We start from the raw sequence: 21,174 nt of genomic DNA on the forward strand, positions 1-21,174 counted from the left end.
ACGGCAACCCGCTCGCGCGGGAAAGATGGTCGGGGCGGCCGGATTCGAACCAGCGACCCTCTGGTCCCAAACCAGATGCGCTACCAGGCTGCGCTACGCCCCGAGGCTCCGGGGTTTACGCGCGCGCGCCCGCAGGCGCAAGCGGCGCGAACGCCGGGCTCAGCGGTTGTCCCCGCCCTCGCCGTCATCGTCGGCGGGCTCTTCGTCCGGCTGGTCTTCACCGGGCTCATCCGCGCCCGGCTCCTCGCCTGGTTCGTCATCGCCCGGTTCGTCTGCGCCCGGCTCGCCGTCTTCGCCTTCCGGCGCCGGATCGGCCTCGGGCGCGGGCTCAGGCTGATCAGCCACGTCATTGCCGAACAGGGCGTGGCGCACAATGTCGCCGGGCGAAATGCCAAGCTCGGCCGAACGGCCCGCATTGATCTCCAGCACGCTGAGCACCGGGAAGTCCGACAGGAGCTGGCGGCGCGACATGGGCTGGGCGTGGGCAATGATCTTGGCGATGCGCCCGTCGCTGCGGATGTACAGAATGTCGAGCGGGATCAGCGTGTTCTCCATCCAGATGGAGACGATCTGCTCGCGCTGGAAATCAAACAGCATGCCGGCGTCAGGGTCGAGCGACTCGCGGTGCATCAGGCCGCGCTGGCGCGCGTCATCGCTGGCGGCGACCTCGACAGTCAACTCCACGGGGCCGTCTGCCGTGTCGATCACGACACGGTCGGGTCCGCCATACTCCACCACCGTTTCAGGCGCAGTGGGATCGGCGTGGACGCACGCGGCCGACAGCAGGAACAGCGCGGCGAACGCGCCGGCGAAGCGGGAAAAGGCGGGGGCGATCATGTTCATGGGCGGAAAGCTAGCCTCGCGCCGCGCGCGACGCAATCGGTGTTGCGCTGATGGCCCCGCCGCAAACTGCACACCTGTGCGCTGCACAAAACCGCTTGCCTGCGCCGCGCGTACAGGTTTGTTAGCGTGGAAACCGGCACGCCATATCAAGGGGGACGTCATTTATGCGCATTGAGGCCATCGCCACCGGGGAAAGCCCGCCCGACGACATCAATGTGATCATCGAGGTGCCGTTCGGTGGCCAGCCGGTGAAGTACGAGCTCGACAAGAACTCGGGCACGCTCTGGGTGGACCGCTATCTGCACACGCCCATGCGCTATCCGTGCAATTACGGCTTCACGCCTCACACCCTGTCCCTGGATGGCGATCCCATCGACGTGATGGTGCTGGGCCAGACCGAGCTGGTTCCGGGCTGCGTCATGCGCGCCCGGCCTATCGGCGTGCTGGTCATGGAGGACGAGAGCGGTCAGGACGAGAAGATCCTCGCCGTGCCCCACTCCAAGCTGACCCCTCTGTATGAAGAGATGAAAACCTATACAGACGTGCACCAGGCCCAGATCGCGCGCATCACTCACTTCTTCGAGCACTACAAGGATCTCGAACCGCGCAAATGGGTGAAGGTCCAGGGCTGGTACGGCGTGGAGCGCGCACGCGAGATGATCCTGGACTCCATCGAACGGGCCAAGACCGCAGATTGAGCAGGTCTGCCGGGGGCGGTGCTGAAACCCGCCCTCGCCTCGCTGGCGTCTGCGTGGTGTGATCACACCCGTGACAAGCGACGCGAGGAGACGGTTGATGAAGCGTATGATCGAGACGCCTGTGGACACCCTGCCGGGCGATCCGCTGGAGGCCTATTTCAATCCCGATTTTATGAACTCGCCCACGGCGCGGCCGCTGCGCATTCTGGCTGAATATCTTCAGCCCAAGGAGCGCTTCGAACAGCGCGAGATCAACGACACCATCCTGTTCTTCGGATCAGCGCGCATCCTGCCCGCCGATGTGGCGCAGGCGCGCCTGGACGCGGCGCAGGCTGACGGCGGCGAGGAGGCGGTGAAGCTGGCCCAGCGCGCCGTGAGGATGTCGCGCTATTACGAAGACGCGCGCGAGCTGGCCAAACGGCTGACCCACTGGTCGCTCAATCTCGAGCCGTGCGGCGGGCGGCGCTTTGTCGTGTGCACCGGCGCCGGGCCCGGCATCATGGAAGCGGCCAATCGCGGCGCCATGGAGGCGGGCGGCGAGACCGTGGGCCTGGGCATCACCCTGCCCATGGAGGAAGCCAATAACCCGTATGTGACGCCGGACCTCAATTTCGAATTCCACTACTTCTTCACGCGCAAATTCTGGTTCCTCTATCCCGCCAAGGCGCTGGTGCTCATGCCCGGCGGGTTCGGCACGCTGGACGAATTGTTTGAGACGCTGACCCTCCTGCAGACGAAAAAGATGAAAAAGCGCCTGCCCGTGGTGCTGTTCGGGACGGAATACTGGGACAAGGTGCTCAATCTGGAGGCTCTGGTGGAGTTCGGCGCCATCAACGCCGCCGACCTCGACCTCATCCACCGCACCGACAGCGTGGACGACGCCTACACCTACATCGTCGACGAGCTGTGCGAATACGCCCTGCCCAACCCGGGACCGGGGATGTGAGTTCTGTCCCCGGGGGCGTTCGCCTCAAGCCAGATTCTGATTGCGATCCGGCCACTCTGCCCTGATGGTGATGCTCACCATGCGGGGGCGGGGCCATGATCCTTCAGAATCTCTCCAGAGCGATCCGTGAACAGAATTACTACGCGGTGGCGCTGGAGTTCGTCATCGTCATCGCCGGCGTGGTGATCGGCTTTCAGATTCAGGCCTGGAACGAGGGCCGGTCGGACCGGGCGGATGAAAGCCGGTACCTTTTGCAGGTCGGTGCGGACCTCGCCCATGATTTGAGCCGGGTGGACCATTTTCTGGAGCTCTACGCCTCGCAGACCGCAGCGGCGCGGCGGGTGATCGGCTATCACGAGACACAGGGCGGCGTGGATCTGGCCGCCTATTACGGCGACGTGATCGCGGTCTTGTATTTTGAGGAGCATGTCCCGCGGTACGGATCGCTCGACGCGCTTCTGGGCTCGGGCGACGTGGCCCTTCTCAGAGACCAGCGGATCATCACCCAGCTGCTTGAAATCAGTCTGCGTTATGAGGAGATCGCCAAGCTCCAGGCGCATAAGTATGACGATGTGCGCGAGTTCCTCTACGCCACCTATGGCGACACCCTGGACTAAGCCGCCGGGATCGACGCCTGGCTGGGTAATCCGCCCCCGGTGCTGGCGCCGGAGGTGGTCGATCTGTCACGCGGCGATATGCGGATCAGGAACGGCCTCACCGTGGTGATCTTCAACAATAATCTGCTGATCGAGAAACTGCAGGCGATCCGCGCGATGATCGTCGAGGCGCAGGGGATCGTCGCAGAGGGGCGGTCATGAGCGAGGCCGCACCAGTCCACAAATCATGGATCACGCCTGAACCCGGAGAGGGCCGATGACCCTTGAATCGATCTATTATATCGGCCAGACGATCGCTGTTTTCGCCATTCTGTTCTCGCTGATCGCCCTCTGGGTCCAGCGCCGGCAGACCTACAGCGTGGAGAAATCAAACGCGCAGCGCCAGTTGCTGGACGGCTGCCGGGCCTTCTTCTGGAGCCTGAGCCATGACCGGGCGCTGTTTGAGGACGTTCGCTTCTGTCTTCACCGATACGGCGAGGCGGATGATTTTCAAAAACAGCGCTTTTCAGGCTGGGCGTTCGACATCCTGATGATGACCGAGCAGGTCTTCTATCAGCACCGCGAAAACCTCATCAATGAAGCGCAATTCAACGGCTTCACCACCGGCATGATCATGGTGATCAACACGCCCGGCGGCCGGGTGTGGTGGGACGAAGCCCGGCAGCTGATCAGCGCGGACTTCTCGAAATTTCTCCACGAACGATACGAGCGCGACGGGGCAAGCGTGCCCCGCTGGGACGAGATTCAATCCCACCTGCGGCTCCCGTCCGGGCATGACACAGGAATTGAAGGGGCCGCGCCATGATTCTTCGCCGCCTTTCCAAACATGTGAAGGATCAGAACTGGTTCGCCGTGGCGCTGGATTTTCTGATTGTCGTGCTCGGTGTGTTCGCCGGTCTGCAAGTATCGAACTGGAATGAAGCGCGTCAGGATCGCAACCAGGCCGCCGCCTTGCTGGAACGTCTTGAGAGCGATTTCCGGGAAACACGCGCGCTCGCGATCGAACAGAATCGTGGATACTATAGCAATACGGTCAAGCTCAATGAATTGTTAAATCGCATTGAAGACGAGCAAGACGCGATCTCTGATGCAGAAGCGGGCCGGTTGTTGAACGACGCAATGTTCTTTCGTTTGCCTCAGGCGACGCCGATCAGCTTTCAGGAAATGCTCTCCGCCGGACGGTTGGAGCTTTTGCGTGATGCGCAACTCAGAGTGACGCTGCGCGAGTACGCCGACACGTCGAGGACCATTGTGAATGCCGCCGACCTTATCGCAACAGACTATGTGGTTATTGTTCGCGAACTGACCCCCTATTTCACCACCATCCGGTCACCAAATGAAAGCAGCTCACAGGCTGTTTCCGACATTGGCGCGCTGAATGTGGCGGCGCTGCGCGAGGACCCTCAGGCGCGTGCGCTCGTAACCCAGATGTTCTTGGGACATGCCAATATGCAATCGCTGACCGAAGGTCAGATTGCATCAATCGACGATGTCCTCGAGGCTCTCCAAGCGTCTGGGGGACGTTGATGATCCTGCGCCGCCTCGCCACCGCCTTCCGCAAGCAGGACTGGTTCACCGTCGCGGTGGAAACGCTAATCGTGGTGTTTGGAGTGTTTATCGGTCTGCAAGTCGCCAACTGGAATTCGGCGCGTATCGATCGCGAGTTGGAGCGGGCTTATCTTTTGCGCTTGCATGAGGAAGTCTCGGTCACGATGGCGCAGCAGGAGAGCGAGCGCGCTGACGTGATGGCGAGATCAAGACGACTGGAAGAGGTTTCAGTCTATTTTGAAGCCTTTGGCACGCCGCAGGCCCTTGCCATGGAGCCCGTTGGCGATCACTGCGCAGCCGTTGTCGCCTCGCATATCTTTAGCGGAGACGTCTCGCTTCCTCCGACGATCAGTGAGCTGATTTCGACAGGCCGCATCCTGCTCGTCTCTGATGAGGCGCTGCGGATGCAGATCGTCCGGTTTTCCCAGACCATCGAGGAGTATGGGCAGCTGCGCCATGACATCCAGGTCGACCGGCTGGTTCTCGCCCGCAAGTATCCTCAGTTCATTCGGTTGGCTCGCGGAGGGTGGACAGAAAGCACCTGCGACTTTCCGGCGATGGCGCAATCTGCGGCCTTTGTGAACGACTTTCTGGACAATTCACCCCGCTTTTACGCCTACGCGGCGGAAGCCATTCAGGGCCGGCATGACTTGCACCAGCAGATGAAAACGGCGCTTGAAGAAGAACTGGGTCTGACAACTGGGGCTGCGCCATGATCCTCGACAATCTCACGCGCGCCTTCAAAACCCAGAACTGGCTCGCCGTGGCGACCGAGTTCGTCATTGTCATCGCCGGCGTGGTGATCGGGTTTCAGATCAATGCGTGGGCTGAAGGGCGCAGTGATCGCGCGGCCGAGCAGGCCATTCTTTTGCAGCTGCATGACGACTTCGCCGAATTGCGCGCGACCGAGGAGGCCTATCTCGCCCGCGCCGCGCAGCAACAGCGCCTGTCGGCGCTCTGGATCAGCGCGCTTGAGGGTCCTGAACCGCCCGGCATGGCGGGGCTGCGTCAGATCGTGCTGGACTTTTATGAGGCCGAGGATCCCGAACGCCGGGCCGTGCTCGAGCGCGGCCCGCTCCACAATATCTTCACCGATCCCATTGGCGGGGAAAGACAGCCCGCCGCGTCGGTCGTTTTTCAGCAATTGGTGGCGAGCGGTGATCTGCGGCTGCTTCGCTCACAGCGCCTGCGCGCCGCGCTCACGCGCCGCGAACTGCAGCGGGAGCAGTCGGTTACAGCGCTCGATCGCAACAGGACCGCCAGTGGATTTCCCATGGCTGAAGTGTTTCTTGAACCCGTCTTCCAGGCAGGCTCGCCCGATCCGGTCGCGACTCTCAACGCCGCCATGGCCCGGCCCGAGTTCGCCGCCGGGCTGAGAACCTTCGTCGGCGTGAAGACCTATAACGAACAATGGTATCGTTTTACCTACGAGGAGACCCTGGCGGTCCTGGCCGTTCTTGAAGAGGAGTCGCCGTGATGATCCTCACCCGCCTCTCCCACGCCATCCGCACCCAGAACTGGTTCGCCGTGGTGCTGGAATTCGTCATCGTCATCGCCGGTGTAGTGATCGGTTTTCAGGTGACGGCGTGGAGCGCAAGACAGGCCGACCTGCAGCGCGGGCAGCTCTATCTCGACCGGCTCGCGGCCGACCTTGAGGAAAATCTCATCCGCACCCGAAACGATATTCAGTTTCGAACCGATGTGCGCAATCTCGGCCTTGACGCTGCCGCGTTCGCAGCCGGCGAGCAGATTCCGGACTCCGCCTGGCACGTCGTGGTGAGCTATTTCAACGCCAGCCAGTCGGGGAGTTCCTACCCCGTGCACGCGACATTCGACGAGCTGATTTTCAATGGCGATCTGGGTCTGATCCGCGACATCACGCTGCGCAGCCAGCTAACCAGCTATTACACGACGGGAAACATCGCGCAGATCACCGACGCCCAGCCGGCTTTTCGCGAACAGGTCCGAATGATCATCCCGACCTGGATGCAGGACCATATCTGGGTGCATTGCTACCGCTCCGGGGACCAGGATGGTGGACAAACGGTCGTTGAGTGTTCCGCCCCGCCAACGCGACAGGAAGACATCGCGGAAATCGCCGATGCGCTTCTGGCCAATGACTCGTTGACCGGGCATCTGCGTTTCTGGCTGTCCACCCAATACGCAGCCCTGACCATCCACGTTGATAACGAAAGACGCGTTCTGGCGCTTCTGGAGGACGTCCTTGCGGCTCGGGAAAGCGCACCATGATCCTCGCCCGCCTCACCCGCGCCATCTGCCAGCAGAACTGGTTCGCCGTGGCGCTCGAATTCGTCATCGTCATCGCCGGTGTAGTGATCGGTTTTCAGGTCACGGCGTGGAATGCGGAGCGTCAGGATCATGCGCGCGAAGGGCTCATCCTTTGCCGGCTGGCGAGAGATTTTGACCAGATCGAAGCCGACGTGCGCCAGCACCTGGCCGATGCGCAGACCTCTCAGGCCGCGGCCGAGGCGATCGTCGCGGCGGCACAGGCCGGTCTGACGCCCGAAATACTCGACGGGCTGGATATCGACCGGGCGCTGGCCCTGCGTGTGGCCCCGGCCGGCTCGCCAACATACGCCCAACTCGTTTCCAGCGGCGACATGGCGCTGATCCGCTCAGAGGCCGTGCGCGAGGCGCTGATCGCTTATCACGAGCAGCTGTCGCGATTTCAGCGTTCCGGCGATTCACTCGCGACGATCCTTTACGGATCGGGAGCCCGGGTGTTCGACATAAGAGGGCTGACGTCCCAAAGCATAGCCGCCTTGCCCGAGACGATTCAGGCCGACGTACTCAACCGGCTCGCCGATCCGGACGTTTATACGGCTGCGCGCGGAGTGGCCTACGCGAACATGGTTAATTTCGACTGGAAGACGACCCTCGTCGAGGACGTGGCGTGGGTGAATACCGAGCTGGCGGCCTATGGCGCCGGCTGTGCCAACGAGGCCGCCCCATGATCCTCGCCCGTCTCACCCGCGCCATCCGCGCGCAGAACTGGTTCGCCGTGGCGCTGGAATTCATCATCGTCATTGCAGGCGTGGTGATCGGTTTTCAGGTCACGGCATGGAATTCCGATCGCGAAGCGTCTGCGCGCGCTGAGATTCTGACCAGCCAGTTGATCGCGGATTTGCGCGGCGAGCAATGGCGGGTGGACGGCGTCAGCATTTACTATTCGCAGGTGGCCGACAACGCCCAGCGAGCCATTGATGCGCTGGAAGGCCGCAGGGATGTGGATGATGAAACGCTGGTGATCGAAGCCTTCCGCGCGACCCAGATTTTCAGCTTTCCGGTCATTCGCGCCACCTATGAAGAAATGGTGGCGACCGGAACCATTGATCTGATTTCCGATGAAGCGCTGATGACCGCCGCCGTGGAATATTATGAAACCGGGCAGGACGAAATGAGCTTCCTGGACCGCGAGCGGGCCTACCGGCGGGCCTTTTTCCGCCTCTCCGACCGCGCGCTCTATGAAGCCCTGGTCGCCAACTGTGCCGAGCCGCTGACGCTGACCATCGGGGATTATGCCGCCTTGCCGGACATTCTCGACTTTGCGTGCGAGATCGACGGCCAGGACAGCGCAATTGCGCAGATGGCGCAGCGCCTGCGCGCCAGCGAAGACTTGCTGCCCCTGTTGCGCCAGCGCGCGGTCGAGACCTCACTCGAGAGCCAGAGTCAAACCTACTGGCGCCAGATGTTCGAGCGCATCCTCCCGCCCACGCAGACTCCGCAGTGATCGTGGCTCGCCCCGGCCGCGCCTTTTGCGATCACAACAGGTGCAACCCAGTCGCACAGGCCGCCGCAAGCGGGACCGCTGCGGCTACAATCAGATCAAATTGCGATGGAAACCGCGCGTGGCAGGCCCTAGGGGAATCGAACCCCTCTTTCCAGGTTGAAAACCTGGCGTCCTAACCGATAGACGAAGGGCCCGCGAACGCGTGGAGCGTCGATATATCCGCCCCCTCCCCCTTATGCAAGCGCCGCGCGGGGAGTTTCTTCACATCGCGCTGCGCACCGGTCAGCCTGCGGGGGCAAGGTCTTCCAGATGCAGCTCGGCGCGCCGGCCATAGCGGTTGTCTTCGGCGCGCAGCTTGCCCGCCACGTGGAAGCGCGCCTCGCCCGGCGCCAGCACGGCCTGGCCCATCGGACCTTCTGCGGCGCGGAACGCAATGCCCTGCAGACGCGCGCCGCCAGCAGCCTCGAAGGTCACGCGCACATGGTTGGTCCCCACCAGCTTGGCGAAGGTGCGGCGCAGGTCGGCGAAGGCGAAGCGCGGCTCCGGATTGCCCTGGCCGAAGGGCGCGGCGGCGCTCAGCGCCTCGCAAAACTCGAACGATACCGAGGCCGGATGGGCCACGGCGTCCAGCTGCAGCGTGCGCGCCTCGTGCGCGGCGGCCCATTCGCCGGCGAGCTCGGTTTCCATGAAGGCGCGCAGATCATCGATCCTGTCCGCGGCCATGGTCAGGCCGCCGGCCATGGCGTGGCCGCCGCCTGCCACCAGCAGTCCAGCCTCACGGGCGCGCGCGATCGCTGCGCCCAGATTGACGCCGGTGCAGGAGCGGCCAGACCCCTTGGCCAGGCCCGTTTCGGGATCAATGCCAATGACGATGGAGGGACGGTTGAAGCGGTCCTTCATCCGGCCTGCGGCGATGCCGATGACGCCGGGATGCCAGTGCTCCCCGGCGGCGATCAGGATGGGCGCGCTTTCGCTCACCCCCGCCGCCTCGATCTGGGCCAGCGCGCCGTCCAGCACTCCCGCCTCGATCTCGCGGCGCTCGCCATTGAGGCGGTCGAGCTCCTGGGCGATGGCGCGGGTTTCCTGCGCGTCGTCGCTGATCAACAGGCGCGCGCCCAGATCCGACTTGCCCACCCGGCCCCCGGCATTGATTCGCGGCCCGATGAGGAAGCCCGCGTGATATACGCCCGCCGGTCCGGTCACGCCCGCCACCTCGGCCAGCGCCTTGAGGCCGGGGCGCGCCCAGGCGCTCATGACTTTGAGGCCCTGGGCCGTGACGGCGCGGTTAAAACCGGTCAGCGGCACCACGTCGCAAATCGTACCCAGAGCCGCCAGATCGGCGAAGGCCAGCAGGTCCGGCTCGGCTTTGCCCGCAAACGCGCCGCGCTTGCGCCCCTCGCGGTTCAGCGCCGCCAGCAGCACGAACACCACGCCCGCCGCCGCCAGATGGCCGCAGCCGGACTGGTCGCCGGGCTGGTTGGGGTTCACAAGGGCGTCGGCGTCGGGCGCGGCGCCGTCCATCAGATGGTGGTCGATCACCGCCACCGGCAGGCCCATGGCCCGCGCGCCGGCCAGCGGAACCACGGCGGCCGCCCCGCAATCGAGCGTGATGACCAGACCGGCGCCCTGATTTTTAAGCGTCTCGAACGCGGCGGTGCTGGGGCCATAGCCCTCTTCAATCCGGTCGGGAACATAGATCAGGGGCGGCTCGCTCACCGCCGACAGCCAGCGCGAGAGCTGGGCCGCCGACGTGGCGCCGTCCACATCGTAATCGGCAAACAGGGCGATGCGCACGCCCGCCTCCACCGCGTCCCAGATCAGGCGCGCAGCCGTGTCCATGCCCTTGAAGCTCGACGGGTCAGGGAAGCTGTCGCGCAGGCGCGGCGCGAGGAAGCCCGGCGCTGTGTCCGCCGTCAGGCCGCGCGCCGCCAGCAGGCGGGCCAGCGCGTCATTGGCGCCGGTCAGGCGCGCAATCTCGCCCGCCACGCGGTCGTCGGCGGGCTTGAGCGCCCAGGCGCGCCCGCCCAGCGAGCGCGTGACGCCGAACAGCGCGCCCGCGCTCACCGCGCGAGCGGACGGCGGGTCGAGATTTTCCGCCGCACGCCCGTGATGGAGGAGTAGACCAGCGTCTGGGTCTCCACCCAGCCCGCGCCCTTGCGCACGCCGTGGACCATGCGGCCATCGGTGACGCCGCACGCGATCAGCAGGCAGTCATCGCTGGCCATGTCCATGAGCGTGTATTTGCGGTCGAGATCCTCGATCCCCGTGCGCTTGGCGCGGGCGCGCTCGTCATCATTGCGGAAATGCAGCCGGCACTGGATCTGGCCGCCGACGCAGCGCAGGCCCGCCGCCGCCAGCACGCCCTCGGGCGCGCCGCCGCGGCCGATATAGATGTCCACGTCGACTTCCGGGTCGGCGGCCATCATCACCCCGGCCACATCGCCGTCTCCGATGAAGGTGATGCGCGCGCCGGCCTTGCGAATCGAGGCGGCGATGCCCTCATGGCGCTCGCGATCGAGCACGCAGGCGGTGATCTCCGACGGGTCCACGCCCTTGGCGCGGGCCAATGAGCGAATGTTGTCGGCGGGCTCAGCGTCCAGATCGATCACGCCGTCGGCATAGCCCGGTCCAATGGCGATCTTGTCCATATAGGTGTCCGGCGCATAGAGCAGCCCGCCGCGCGGCGACAGGGCGAGGATCGCCAACGCATCGCGCATGCCCTTGGCGGTCACGTCGGTGCCTTCCAGCGGGTCCAGCGCGATGTCGATCTCCGGGCCCTGCCCCGTGCCGACCTCCTCGCCGATATACAGCATGGGCGCCTCGTCGCGCTCGCCCTCGCCGATCACGATGCGTCCGCGCATCTCCATGGCGTTGAAGGCGGTGCGCATCGCGTCCACCGCGGCCTGGTCGGCGGCGATCTTGTCGCCGCGTCCCACCAGCGCCGACGCGGCGATGGCCGCGCACTCGGCGGCGTTCACCGCATCATTGACGAGAGCTTCCAGCCCCTTGGCGTTCGACATGCTTGTTTCCTTGCTCATACAGGGGGCGTCAGCGCACACCGCTGGCGCCGGTCATTCAGGCGGCGTTCCTAGCGCGCGCTGGCGCGCGGCGTAGTCTTCGGCGGGCTCTTGCGGATCCGGCACGCTGGCGGCGGCATCGCGCACCTGCGCGCCACGCAGCAACAGCGCACGCTCCGCAGCCGCCATGGAGGCGAGCGTGCTGCGCTCCAGCACGCGCTCGGGCACATAGACGGGAGGCGTTCCGGCCTCGTCGCCGGACAGGCGCGCCAGGGTCCAGCTTTCCGACGCTGGCTGCGGCATGTCGAGGCGCACGCAACCCGAAAGGGCGGCGGCGGCGAGCGAGACGGCGAGAATTCGCAAAATCATGACGCGCCTTGCGCCTCCCGGGCATTGGATGGGGCTTCGGCTTTCTATACGCTTCTGCGCATCACTGTCACCTCCCGGGAGGCGTTGCGCGCCATGGCCGACAAGAAAACCCCCGCCCGCTCGGGCAAAGCCGCCCGCAGCGCGTCCGCGAAAACCCCGCAAAAGCCTGCGGCCAAGCCCGCAGCGGGGTCCGGAACGAAGCCCAAAGCGGCCGGCAAACCAGCGCCAACGCAAGGCGCAGCCCGGGCGGCCAAAGCCAAATCAGCCTTGAAAGCAGCGTCGAAGCCGAAGGCCAAAGCGGCGCCGCGCACAGCCCAAGCCCCCGGTCCCGCTGAATCGGCCCCGACCTCGCCCGCGCCGCAGCCTGCAACCGATCCGGCGGTGCAGGCGGCAGCCTCTCTCGGCCTTCTGGGCGAAGCGGATCTGGAGCGGCTGGAGACGGTGTCGCGCAATCTCATGCAGTCGGCGCTCAAGAGCCAGAAGCTGATGAGCGACGTCATGCGCCGGTCCCTCGAAGGCGATCCGTCGCTGGCGCCCAATGCCGACCCGCTGCACGCCGCGCCGGAACTGATCAAGGCCTGGGAATCGATCCTGTCCGATCCCGAATTGGTGTTGCAGGCCCAGTCCGACCTCTACCGCAGCTATCTGGACCTGTGGTCGTCCACCAACCGGCGCATGCTGTCGGGCGAGGCGGCGGACCCCGCCATCATGCCGGAACCCGGCGACAAGCGCTGGCGCTCCAAGGCGTGGAGCGAGCATCCGGTGTTCGACGCCATCAAGCAGTCCTACCTCATCAATCAGCGCTTCATGCTGAACCTTTTGGCGGGCGCCAAAGGGCTGGACGAGCCTGCGCGGCGCAAAGTGAATTTCGTCACCCGCCAGATGATCGACGCCATGGCGCCGACCAATTTCGCCATGACCAATCCGGACGTGATCGAGGAGACGGTGCGCACCCGCGGCGAAAACCTCACCCGCGGCCTCAGCCAGATGATGAGCGATCTGGAGCGCGGCAACGGGCGCCTCGCCCTGTCGCAGACCGATATGGACGGGTTTGAGGTGGGCAAGGATCTGGCGGCGACTCCGGGCGCGGTGGTCTGGCGCAATGAGGTGATGGAGCTGATCCAGTATGCGCCCGCCACAGACACGGTGCGCCAGCGCCCCCTCCTCATCGCGCCGCCCTGGATCAATAAATTCTACATTCTCGACATGCGCCCCAAGGGATCGATGATCCGCTGGCTCACAGAACAAGGTTTCACGGTTTTTCTGATCAGCTGGGTCAATCCGGAAGCGGATATGAAGGACGCCAGCTTCGAGGACTATATCCGCAAGGGCCTGTTCACCGCACTGGAGGTGATCGAGACCATCACCGGCGAGCGTCAGGTGGACACGGTGGGCTATTGCATTGGCGGCACGATGCTCGGCACGGCGCTGGCGCTGATGGCGGCCGAGGGCGATGACCGCATTGCGTCAGCGACCTTCTTCGCCGCCCAGCTCGATTTCAAGCTTGCGGGCGAGCTTCTGGTCTTCATCGATCAGGAATGGTTCAGGGAGATCGAACGCCTGATGGACGCCCAGGGCGGCGTGCTGGACGGGCGCACCATGGCCGACACGTTCAACATGCTGCGCTCCAACGATCTGGTGTGGTCGTTTGTGATCAACAACTATCTGCTGGGCCGCCAGCCCCAGGCCTTCGACCTCCTCTACTGGAACGCCGACCAGACGCGCATGCCCAAGCGGCTGCACCTGTATTATCTCGACACCTTCTACCGCCAGAACCGTCTTTCCGAAGGCAAATTGGAGATGGCGGGCCATACGCTGAACCTCAGGAACGTGACCATTCCGGTGTTCATGCAGGCAAGCAAGGAAGACCACATCGCCCCCGCCGACAGCGTCTACCGCTCGGCGCGCCTGTTTGGCGGTCCGGTGCAGTACATGATGGCGGGGTCGGGCCATATCGCCGGCGTGGTCAACCATCCCGACGCCAACAAATACCAGCACTGGGTCAACGAGGCCCTGCCGGAAACCCGCGAAGCGTGGCTCGCCGGCGCATCCGAAACCCCCGGCTCCTGGTGGCCGCATTGGAAAGCGTGGCTGCTGTCCATGAACGATGCCCAGGTCCCGGCCCGCGAGCCCGGCGGCGGGAAGGTGGAGCCGATCTGCCCCGCGCCGGGGGAGTATGTGAAGGTGAGGAGTTAGGGGGGCGCCTGGTTGCCCGTCCTTGTTTTCCCGGCCGAGCGTAGCGAGAGCCGGGACCCATCCACCGGTCCTGTCCACCGCAGAGGCGGTTGGGTTTTATGGGGGATGGGTCCCGGATATTTGCTTCGCAAATTCCGGGAAAACAGGGAGTGGGGATGAGACGAAACAGCCCCCCTTATCCCCGCCCTCTCCCTGCGCCTGCATACTCCCCTCACTCGCCCCGCAGGCGGGGGCGCTGCCGGAGGCGTCCACAGTTGCGCGGGGCGGGGGCGGCGCCTCAAGCGGCCGGGTGACGCGCCCGGTCGCAAAAGAGCGGGCGAGGCGGCCTGGCCGCCGCCTCACGGCCTGTTCGGACGGTCAGGCGCCGGTGATGTCCGTACGGACGCGCCCGGAGGACGATTCCTCCCGCCCAGCCACTGGGCCGCGCCGCCAGTCCCCGCTGCAAGGCCCGGCCTTCGGGTCACGCCCTGCAGCCAGGGCCCGGGGGCAAGGCTCTAGGCCGCGGGGGGCGGGCGCTGAGACCAGGCATCACCGGCGGACCTGATGATGCGTGACGCGGCGGGGTGCAATCGGCCCCGTCCACGCCCGTTCGGCAGCCAAGTCCTGCGGGGATAATCTGCGGGAGCCGACGCCCGGATAACGCCGCTGCGCGCGGCCGGTCCCGCTGGACCCGCCGGCCATACCGCCTGGCCTTGCGGCCAGGCCACAGCCACGCAGCGGTCCTTAAGGGACCTGCCGCGCGCACCCCGCCCTCCCCGCCGGCTTCAGGCCGCGCGGCGGGTCAGCGTGGGCGGATGTCACAGGGGACGGTGATCAAACCAGCACACACTGCCTTCCCGGAAGCCGCGAAGCGGCTATCCTGGACCCATCCACCGATCCTTTCCGCCGCATAGGCGGTTGAAATATATCGGGATGGCTCCCGGATATATGATGCGCAAATTCCGGGAAAACAGGGGTGCTCTTTCCTCCCCCGCTTGCGGGGGAGGATAAGGAGGGCGTCCCCTACTCCGCCAACCGCAGCGCAGAGCCCTCGTTCACCAGCAGCGTCATCTCCAGCTGCGTCCCCTTGACCAGGTTGTGGCCGGAGACCGTGGCGATCGTGCGCACGGTCAGGCCGCGTTCGGCGAGCGCCGCGTCAAAGCCTTCGCGTTCAATGCCATCCACGATGGCCAGGCCGCAGGCGGGGTCGCGGGTAAGGACGTCAGCCGCCGCGTCGGCAGTATCGGCGAGCAGCGCCTGCGTACCCAGATAGAAGGCGTTGGAGGGCTCGCGATAGCCCAGCGTGGCGATGGTCAGGGTCTCGCATCCTTCCAGCGAACTGACCACCCGGCCGATCCGCTCGGACGGCCACATCGGGTCGATATTCGGGATGACCACGCCGAACATGGCGGCGTAGAGCCCCGTGGCGGCCACCGCCGACGCGGTCAGGGTACGCAAAGACGGGGCGAAAACCAGCGCCAGCACGGTGATCAGGGCCAGCACCCCTGCCCCGGCAGCGATCCAGGCGGTCAGGCCAATCTCGCCGTTAAACTCGATATGACCGGCGATGGGCAGTGCGATCAGAACGCCCGACACCACGAGCACAGCGGCGGCCACCACGCCGTGAAACACCCGCGAGCGCCAGCCCGCCAGAAGATCGCGCGCATCGCGCAAGGCCAGGCCCATCAGGATGGCGATGGCGGGGACCGTGGGCAGGATGTAGTGGGGCAGCTTGGTGGTCACCAGCTCGAACACGAGCCAGGTCGGCACGATCCAGGCCACCAGGAACAGGATTGTCCGGTCGGCGCGGTGTCTCCACGCCGCCAGCGCCGCCAGCGCCAGCAGGGCCGCCGCAGGCCACAGCGTCACCGGCGACAGCATGAGATGGAAGCCCAGCGGGCCGGTATGGTTCTCGGCGGCTTCAGACACCTTGCGCAGCATGGACCAGCCGACCGCTTCGGCCAGGAAAGCGCCATTGGTCACGACTGTGATGGCGATCAGCCAGGGCGCGGCGATGGCGGCTGCTGTCAGGAGGCCGAGCCCCGGCCGGATGCGCCTTAGCAATCCGAAATCGCGCGTCAGGCCGATATAGGCGGCGAGCGTCAGCGCCGTCACCATGGTGAAGATGGGGCCCTTGATCAGGATGCACGCCCCCGTCGCCGCCCACAGCGCCAGCGGCCATCCGATGAAGCGCGGCCGGATTTCCGTGACCTTCAAAGCCAGCATGGCCAGGGATATCTGCGCCAGCATGCCGAACCCGAGCAGCAGCGCGTCGGTCTTGGCGGTGCGCGCCTCCACCTGCGCCATCAGGCACACCGCCAGCACCATGCCGGCCGCCAGCCCCACACCCGGCGAAAACAGCCGCGCGCCGAGCCACCCCGTCATCAACACCGCCGCGATGATCCCGAGCAGGCTCGGCAGGCGGTGCGCCCAAATCGGCGCGTCGGCGCCGCCAAACGGGATGCTGGTGACGACCTGCGCCCAATAAGTCCCCACCGGCTGCTTGTGGCGCGCCTCGTCCTGGAAGCGGATATCGATGAAGTCGCCGGTCTCCATCATCTGCCGGCTGGCCTGGGCGTAGCGCGACTCATCGCGGTCCATGGCCGGGATGGTGAAGAAGCCGGGCAGCATGGCCGCCAGCGCCAGTACCAGGAGGCAGGCGAACGCCACCGGATTCAGCCCGCCCTTGGCGCCGGGCGTCAGCAAGGCGGCAAAACCGGCGTTCATATGTCTGACCCTTCGCGGTCGCTGCGCCCCAGCAGGAGCTGCGGTCCGGGCGTATGGGTGCGGCGCATCAGCCAGATCACACCCATCAGATCAAAAAGCCCGGCGAAAGCTCTGCCAAGATTGGTGTATTTCGACTCGCCCGCGGCCCTTGGCCGGTTGACGACCTTCACGCTGACATAGCCAAAACCCAGATGCTTGGTGAAGGCCGGGATATAGCGGTGCAGCGCGTCAAAGAAGGGCATGGCCAGAAACAGATCGCGCACGATCAGTTTCAGCCCGCAGGCGGTGTCGGGGCAATCATCATTGAGGAGATTGCGGCGCAGGCCATTGGCCAGGCGCGAAGCGAATTTGCGGCTGTTGCCATCGGTGCGGTTGGCGCGCCAGCCCGCGACCAAAGCGCGTTCGCCCACTGTGTCGAGATCGACCTCGGCGGCCATGTCGAGAATGGAGCGCGGATCGTCCTGCCCGTCCCCGTCCATGGTGGCGACCCAGAGCGAGCGCGCGGCGATCATGCCGGTGCGCAGCGCCGCGCTCTTCCCCGAGCGTCTGGGGTGGCGGATCAGCCGGATGCGGGGGTCTTCGGCCAGCAGCGCGGAGAGCGCCTGCGCGGTGCCATCGGTGCTGCCGTCATCAATGACGATGAAGTCCGTCTCGGGGATGGCGGCAGTGATCACATCGCGCGCCTCGCGCACCACGCCGTCAATGCTGTCGGCCTCGTTCAGGGCCGGAATCAGCACGGTCAGACCAGGGGAGGAGACGGATCGGGTCATCAGCACCAGGGCTCAATGAAGGCGAAGGCGGAGGACCCCGCCCGGATTATGAGGGGTCGGCATAGCATGGGGCCTTCATCAAGGGGAGGCGCGATCTGCCGCGCGCGCACCACCAGCCGCAACGCAAAACGGACGGCCCGTTGGAGCCGCCCGCCTGGGTATGCGATGGAGACAAAAAGCTTTTAGCGCTTGGAGAACTGGAAGCTCCGGCGGGCTTTCTTCTTGCCATACTTCTTGCGCTCGACCACGCGGCTGTCGCGGGTCAGGAAGCCGCCGGCCTTGAGCACGCCGCGCAGGGTGGGCTCGTAATAGGTCAGCGCCTTGGAGATGCCGTGACGCACCGCGCCGGCCTGGCCCGACAGGCCGCCGCCGGTGACGGTGGCGACCACGTCATACTGGTCCTTGCGCGAGGCGGCCTCGAAGGGCTGCTGGAGCAGCATGCGCAGCACGGGGCGCGCGAAATACACGGTCTGCTCGCGGCCATTGATCGTGATCTTGCCGGCGCCCGGCTTGATCCAGACGCGCGCGATGGCGTTCTTGCGCTTGCCGGTGGCGTAGGCGCGGCCGTGCTCGTCGATTTGCGGCTCGGCCAGAACCTGCTCGGACACCGCTTCGGGAACGACGGGCGAGCCGGCGTCCTGCAGAGCGGACTTCAGATCCTCGAGGGAACGGGTTTGTTCGGACATGATCAGCTCCGCGCGTTCTTGGCGTTCAGGGATTTGAAGTCGAGGACTTCAGGGGTCTGCGCCTGGTGCGGATGCTCTCCGCCGGCATAGACGCGCAGCTTGGAGAACTGGGCGCGCGCCAGCGGGCTTTCCTTGGGCAGCATGCGCTTGACGGCCTGCTCGACCACGCGCTCGGGGAAACGGCCCTCCAGAATGCGGCGGGGCGAGGTTTCCTTGATGCCGCCCGGGTGGCCGGTGTGCCGGTAATACCGCTTGTTCGCGAACTTGCGGCCGGTGAACACCACTTTCTCGGCATTGATGACGATCACATGATCGCCGGTGTCGATATGCGGCGTAAAATCAGGGCGGTGCTTGCCGCGCAGACGGGTCGCGATGAACGCGGCGAGACGGCCGACAATGGCGCCCTCCGCATCGATCACGATCCATTTGTGCTCGACGTCCGCTGGCTTGGCGGTAAAGGTCTTCATAACAGGAGCCTCAGAAAACAGACTTGACCCGCGCTTCGGGACCATCCCGAACGCGATCTGGCGCGGTCTCTACGCGCGCCTTGCATTCGCGTCAATAGGCCTTGTGAAACAGGTTTGAATTCAGGCGCTTGGAAATAAGGTATTCTGATACCGCACATTTTGAGGGCTGACGACCGCCCCTCGTCTGGCCCCTGACGCGAGATACATCGAGCATGTGACGGCGCGCCAGCCGCCATGTACCATTGCACCCCTGTCAGCCCGTCCCCGCACGGGCGCTTTGAGCCGAGATATCTGATCATGCTGCCTGCCCTGACAGCCCGCCTGCGCCACGCCCCCCTCGCCCGCATTCTGGCCGCCGCTGCCCTGTCAGCCGCGCTGGCCGGGTGCAATTTCTTTCCCGGCGAGGAGGAGGCCGTCGATCCCAGCGAGGCGGAACGTACCGCCATCGTGACAGGGTCATTCAGCGCGCCGGGCGGCGCGCGCGATCTGGCCTTCCTGCCGGATGCGGAATCGCCGGGCAATGGTTTGCTGGCGGCCGCGAGCCTGCAGGGCGGAATTTCGGTCTTCAATATTGACGGGCAGGAAGTGATCTCGGGCGCCGGTCCGCGCCTTAATGGACTGGCCGGTACGGGCGGTTTCCCGCTGCGCGGCGAGACGCTGCCCATGATCTTCGCCATGGATGAGAACGGCGCGCTGCGCGCTTTCGTCGTGGTGCGCGCGGTGGAGGACGTGATCGAGCTGCCGCTGGAGGGCGACATGCCGGGCGGCGCCAGCCTGTGCCTGTTCGGCGAGGGGATCGGCTATGTCGATCTGGCCATACTCGGCGATGGCGAAGAGGCGCGCATCGTGCGCCTGAGCGATGCGGGCGGAGACGGCTTGCAGGTGCGCCAGCGTGAAACCCGCGCCCTGCCCTTCCCGGCCCGCTCCTGCGCTGCGGCGGCGGATGGTGATCTGTTGATCGGCGGACCCACCGCCGGCCTCGCGCGGGTCAGCGCCAATGGCGATGTGCGCGCGAGCACGGACCGCCTGCCGGGCTCCAACGTCGCCTACAGCGAACTGCTGGGCCGGCCCGTGGCGATGATGGTGTCGCCCGATACCGGGCTGATGCAGGTGCTGGACGCGCGCTCTCTCGAACTGATCGCCACGGTCCGCTTTGATGCGGGCCTGGGCGCGCCGGGCTTCAACGAGCCATCAGCGCTGGCCGTCACCGACGCCAATTTCGGCGGCGGCGCCTTCGCATCGGGCATCGCCGCCGCCTATGACCGCGGCGATGGCAGCCTGAAACTGATCGCCCGCGAAGTGATCACCCGCACGGTTCTTACCGACGAAAGCTAGGCGCTGCCGGCCCGCACCGCCCGCGCCGACGCCCAGGCCGCTGCGCCAGCAGTCAGGAAGAGGATGATCGCGCCCGCCTGGTGGGCCAGCGACAGCGACAGAGGCGCCGCGTTGACGAGCGTGAGGATGCCCAGCGCGATCTGGGCGAACAGCACGGCGAGCATCACAAGGGCGAACCGCCCCATGATCACATCCCCGCTGCGCCGCCACAGGATGGCCAGCGCCAGACCGCCCGCCGCCAGCGCATAGCCGGCCCAGCGGTGCTGCAGCTGGACGGCGGGGCGGCTTTCAAACACCGCCTGCCAGATCGGCAGGCCGGAGAGATAGTCCTGCGGCCAGAGCTGGCCGTTAAAGCCCGGCCAGCTGGTGTAGATCTGACCGGCATTCAAGCCCGCCACAAACGCGCCCAATGCGACCTGGACCATCACCGCGCCCCAGAAGATCGCGCTCCATTTGAACAGGGGCGAGCGCACGGCGAGCTTGGTCTGGCCATGGCGCAATTCCAGCGCCGTCCACAGCGTCAGGCCGAGGATCAGAAACGCCATGGTGAGGTGCGTTGCGAGCCGGTACTGGCTGACATCCACCCGCTCGGTCAGGCCAGACGCCACCATCCACCAGCCGATCGCGCCCTGCAGCCCGCCCAGCACGAACAGCACCCAGAGCCGGGGGCGCAGGCGCTTCGGCGCACGGCCGCTCCAAAGGAAGAAGACGAAGGGAATGAAGTAAACCAGGCCCAGCGTCCGCCCCAGCTGGCGATGGCCCCATTCCCACCAGTAGATGAACTTGAAATCGCTCATCGACATGCCGCGATTGATTTCCTGGTATTGCGGGATCTGGCGGTAACGCTCCAGCTCGCGCTCCCAGCCCTCCTGGCTCAGCGGCGGGATGGCCCCGGTGATCGGGCGCCAGTCGGTGATCGACAGGCCGGAATCGGTCAGGCGCGTCGCGCCGCCCACCACGATCATGGCGCATACAAAGGCCGCGATGATCACCAGCCACCAGAACATCGCCCGGTCGGTGCCGGGTTCCGTATAGGCCTTGGGGATCGACAAAGCGGCGCAGGACATGGGCGGCGGCTCCGGACGGGCGCAGGGGTGGTCATCGGTCTGCCGCTACTTATCGGCTGAGGCGCGCATGGCAAGGAGGCCGCGCCGTTTCGCCGCAAACCGGGCGCACGCCGGGACTGGTCAGGCGCGCGCCTTCGGCTTACCCTTTACGTAAACGT

General features: G+C 65.6%; 22 protein-coding genes and 2 tRNA genes. 13 read left to right on the forward strand and 11 right to left on the reverse strand.

The annotated features are described in order from the left end of the window. Positions 1-26: 26 nt before the first annotated feature. A tRNA-Pro gene (locus tag L2D01_08530) sits at positions 27-103 on the reverse strand. A 56-nt stretch (positions 104-159) separates the two neighbouring features. After that, the gene (locus L2D01_08535) at positions 160-843 is read right to left on the reverse strand and encodes a DUF192 domain-containing protein (GenBank protein ID WBQ08945.1); all 684 of its coding nucleotides are present in this window, start codon (positions 841-843) and stop codon (positions 160-162) included. Positions 844-1,007: 164 nt separating this feature from the next. Here L2D01_08535 and ppa point away from each other — a divergent pair, with 164 nt between their 5' ends. From ppa to L2D01_08590, 11 genes are all read left to right on the forward strand, one after another. Further along, positions 1,008-1,541, forward strand: a complete 534-nt coding sequence (gene ppa, locus L2D01_08540; GenBank protein WBQ08946.1) for an inorganic diphosphatase — start codon at positions 1,008-1,010, stop codon at positions 1,539-1,541. 97 nt (positions 1,542-1,638) lie between these two features. Next, complete coding sequence (locus L2D01_08545; GenBank protein WBQ08947.1) at positions 1,639-2,487, forward strand: TIGR00730 family Rossman fold protein; 849 nt, start codon at positions 1,639-1,641, stop codon at positions 2,485-2,487. 95 nt (positions 2,488-2,582) lie between these two features. After that, a complete protein-coding gene (locus L2D01_08550; protein ID WBQ08948.1) occupies positions 2,583-3,104 on the forward strand; it encodes a hypothetical protein in 522 nt (173 codons plus the stop codon). Between the two features lie 39 nt (positions 3,105-3,143). After that, positions 3,144-3,305, forward strand: coding sequence for a hypothetical protein (locus L2D01_08555; protein WBQ08949.1), 162 nt, complete (start codon positions 3,144-3,146; stop codon positions 3,303-3,305). Positions 3,306-3,360: 55 nt separating this feature from the next. Continuing rightward, the gene (locus L2D01_08560; protein WBQ08950.1) at positions 3,361-3,909 is read left to right on the forward strand and encodes a hypothetical protein; all 549 of its coding nucleotides are present in this window, start codon (positions 3,361-3,363) and stop codon (positions 3,907-3,909) included. Then, entirely contained in the window at positions 3,906-4,631 is a 726-nt protein-coding gene (locus L2D01_08565) for a hypothetical protein (protein WBQ08951.1), read from the forward strand. The genes L2D01_08560 and L2D01_08565 overlap by 4 nt, the downstream gene beginning before the upstream one ends. Then, positions 4,631-5,368 carry a hypothetical protein gene (locus tag L2D01_08570; GenBank protein ID WBQ08952.1) on the forward strand — a complete coding sequence of 246 codons (738 nt, stop codon included), beginning with the start codon at positions 4,631-4,633 and terminating at the stop codon, positions 5,366-5,368. Before L2D01_08565 ends, L2D01_08570 begins: the two co-directional genes overlap by 1 nt. Next, entirely contained in the window at positions 5,365-6,129 is a 765-nt protein-coding gene (locus L2D01_08575; protein WBQ08953.1) for a hypothetical protein, read from the forward strand. Before L2D01_08570 ends, L2D01_08575 begins: the two co-directional genes overlap by 4 nt. Beyond that, entirely contained in the window at positions 6,129-6,902 is a 774-nt protein-coding gene (locus L2D01_08580; protein ID WBQ08954.1) for a hypothetical protein, read from the forward strand. Before L2D01_08575 ends, L2D01_08580 begins: the two co-directional genes overlap by 1 nt. Continuing rightward, positions 6,899-7,627 carry a hypothetical protein gene (locus L2D01_08585; protein WBQ08955.1) on the forward strand — a complete coding sequence of 243 codons (729 nt, stop codon included), beginning with the start codon at positions 6,899-6,901 and terminating at the stop codon, positions 7,625-7,627. Before L2D01_08580 ends, L2D01_08585 begins: the two co-directional genes overlap by 4 nt. Then, positions 7,624-8,403 (forward strand): hypothetical protein, encoded by a 780-nt coding sequence (locus tag L2D01_08590; GenBank protein ID WBQ08956.1) that lies wholly within the window; start codon positions 7,624-7,626, stop codon positions 8,401-8,403. The genes L2D01_08585 and L2D01_08590 overlap by 4 nt, the downstream gene beginning before the upstream one ends. A 119-nt stretch (positions 8,404-8,522) precedes the next feature. On the opposite strand, the gene L2D01_08595 is transcribed toward L2D01_08590, so the two are convergent. From L2D01_08595 to L2D01_08610, 4 genes are all read right to left on the reverse strand, one after another. Beyond that, positions 8,523-8,597 (reverse strand) — tRNA-Glu (locus L2D01_08595). An 88-nt stretch (positions 8,598-8,685) separates the two neighbouring features. Beyond that, entirely contained in the window at positions 8,686-10,467 is a 1,782-nt protein-coding gene (recJ, locus tag L2D01_08600; protein ID WBQ08957.1) for a single-stranded-DNA-specific exonuclease RecJ, read from the reverse strand. After that, entirely contained in the window at positions 10,464-11,423 is a 960-nt protein-coding gene (glpX, locus tag L2D01_08605) for a class II fructose-bisphosphatase (protein WBQ08958.1), read from the reverse strand. The genes recJ and glpX overlap by 4 nt, the downstream gene beginning before the upstream one ends. A 51-nt stretch (positions 11,424-11,474) precedes the next feature. Further along, positions 11,475-11,789 (reverse strand): hypothetical protein, encoded by a 315-nt coding sequence (locus L2D01_08610; protein WBQ08959.1) that lies wholly within the window; start codon positions 11,787-11,789, stop codon positions 11,475-11,477. A gap of 93 nt (positions 11,790-11,882) precedes the next feature. On the opposite strand from L2D01_08610, the gene phaC reads away from it, so the two are divergent. Continuing rightward, positions 11,883-13,985, forward strand: a complete 2,103-nt coding sequence (gene phaC / locus L2D01_08615; protein WBQ08960.1) for a class I poly(R)-hydroxyalkanoic acid synthase — start codon at positions 11,883-11,885, stop codon at positions 13,983-13,985. A gap of 1,002 nt (positions 13,986-14,987) precedes the next feature. Here phaC and L2D01_08620 read toward each other — a convergent pair. The 4 genes from L2D01_08620 to rplM form a co-directional block, all read right to left on the reverse strand. After that, positions 14,988-16,691 carry a glycosyltransferase family 39 protein gene (locus tag L2D01_08620; protein ID WBQ08961.1) on the reverse strand — a complete coding sequence of 568 codons (1,704 nt, stop codon included), beginning with the start codon at positions 16,689-16,691 and terminating at the stop codon, positions 14,988-14,990. Beyond that, positions 16,688-17,461, reverse strand: a complete 774-nt coding sequence (locus L2D01_08625) for a glycosyltransferase family 2 protein (GenBank protein WBQ08962.1) — start codon at positions 17,459-17,461, stop codon at positions 16,688-16,690. Before L2D01_08625 ends, L2D01_08620 begins: the two co-directional genes overlap by 4 nt. Positions 17,462-17,643: 182 nt before the next feature. Further along, positions 17,644-18,147, reverse strand: a complete 504-nt coding sequence (gene rpsI, locus L2D01_08630) for a 30S ribosomal protein S9 (protein ID WBQ08963.1) — start codon at positions 18,145-18,147, stop codon at positions 17,644-17,646. A gap of 2 nt (positions 18,148-18,149) precedes the next feature. Then, positions 18,150-18,614, reverse strand: coding sequence for a 50S ribosomal protein L13 (rplM, locus tag L2D01_08635; GenBank protein WBQ08964.1), 465 nt, complete (start codon positions 18,612-18,614; stop codon positions 18,150-18,152). Between the two features lie 297 nt (positions 18,615-18,911). Between rplM and L2D01_08640 the strand changes: the two genes are divergently transcribed. After that, positions 18,912-19,949: a hypothetical protein gene (locus L2D01_08640; GenBank protein ID WBQ08965.1), complete on the forward strand. Its 1,038-nt coding sequence runs from the start codon at positions 18,912-18,914 to the stop codon at positions 19,947-19,949. On the opposite strand, the gene L2D01_08645 is transcribed toward L2D01_08640, so the two are convergent. Continuing rightward, the gene (locus L2D01_08645; GenBank protein ID WBQ08966.1) at positions 19,946-21,016 is read right to left on the reverse strand and encodes a COX15/CtaA family protein; all 1,071 of its coding nucleotides are present in this window, start codon (positions 21,014-21,016) and stop codon (positions 19,946-19,948) included. The two genes, L2D01_08640 and L2D01_08645, sit on opposite strands and share 4 nt — an antisense overlap. Positions 21,017-21,174 lie beyond the last annotated feature (158 nt).

It is taken from the genome of Hyphomonadaceae bacterium ML37 (assembly GCA_027627685.1).
Classification (GTDB): Bacteria; Pseudomonadota; Alphaproteobacteria; order Caulobacterales; family Maricaulaceae; genus Oceanicaulis.